This is a genomic window from Pauljensenia sp. UMB3104, assembly GCF_030217285.1.
GTDB lineage: Bacteria > Actinomycetota > Actinomycetes > Actinomycetales > Actinomycetaceae > Pauljensenia.
Window position 1 is genome coordinate 1 of record NZ_JASONN010000050.1, and the last position, 1,067, is coordinate 1,067.

Sequence of the window (1,067 nt, forward strand, 5' to 3'; positions counted from 1 at the left end):
TCGCAACCCTCTGTACCAACCATTGTAGCATGCGTGAAGCCCAAGACATAAGGGGCATGATGATTTGACGTCATCCCCACCTTCCTCCGAGTTAACCCCGGCAGTCCCCCACGAGTCCCCACCATCACGTGCTGGCAACATAGGGCAAGGGTTGCGCTCGTTGCGGGACTTAACCCAACATCTCACGACACGAGCTGACGACAACCATGCACCACCTGCACACGACCAACTAAATGCCACCACATCTCTGCAGTGTCGCCGTGCATGTCAAGCCTTGGTAAGGTTCTTCGCGTTGCATCGAATTAATCCGCATGCTCCGCCGCTTGTGCGGGCCCCCGTCAATTCCTTTGAGTTTTAGCCTTGCGGCCGTACTCCCCAGGCGGGGCACTTAAAGCGTTAGCTACGGCGCAGAAACCACGGGTGGCCCCCACACCTAGTGCCCAACGTTTACAGCGTGGACTACCAGGGTATCTAATCCTGTTCGCTCCCCACGCTTTCGCTCCTCAGCGTCAGTAACGGCCCAGAGACCCGCCTTCGCCACCGGTGTTCTTCCTGATATCTGCGCATTCCACCGCTACACCAGGAGTTCCAGTCTCCCCTACCGCACTCAAGTCAGCCCGTACCCACCGCACGCCCCCAGTTAAGCCAGAGGATTTCACGGCAGACGCGACCAACCGCCTACAAGCCCTTTACGCCCAATAATTCCGGACAACGCTCGCGCCCTACGTATTACCGCGGCTGCTGGCACGTAGTTAGCCGGCGCTTCTTTACCCACTACCCTCACCACAACCCAAAGCTGCGGCTTGACCATGAGCGAAAGAGGTTTACAACCCGAAGGCCGTCATCCCTCACGCGGCGTCGCTGCATCAGGCTTTCGCCCATTGTGCAATATTCCCCACTGCTGCCTCCCGTAGGAGTCTGGGCCGTATCTCAGTCCCAATGTGACCGGTCACCCTCTCAGGCCGGCTACCCGTCAAAGCCTTGGTAGGCCATCACCCCACCAACAAGCTGATAGGCCGCGAGCCCATCCCCCACCAGAAAAAACCTTTCCACCAACCCCCATGCGA

General features: G+C 58.6%; 1 rRNA gene. It reads right to left on the reverse strand.

From position 1 onward, the window contains the following. Positions 1-1,067: ribosomal RNA gene (locus QP415_RS10695) — 16S ribosomal RNA — on the reverse strand; the annotation flags it as partial.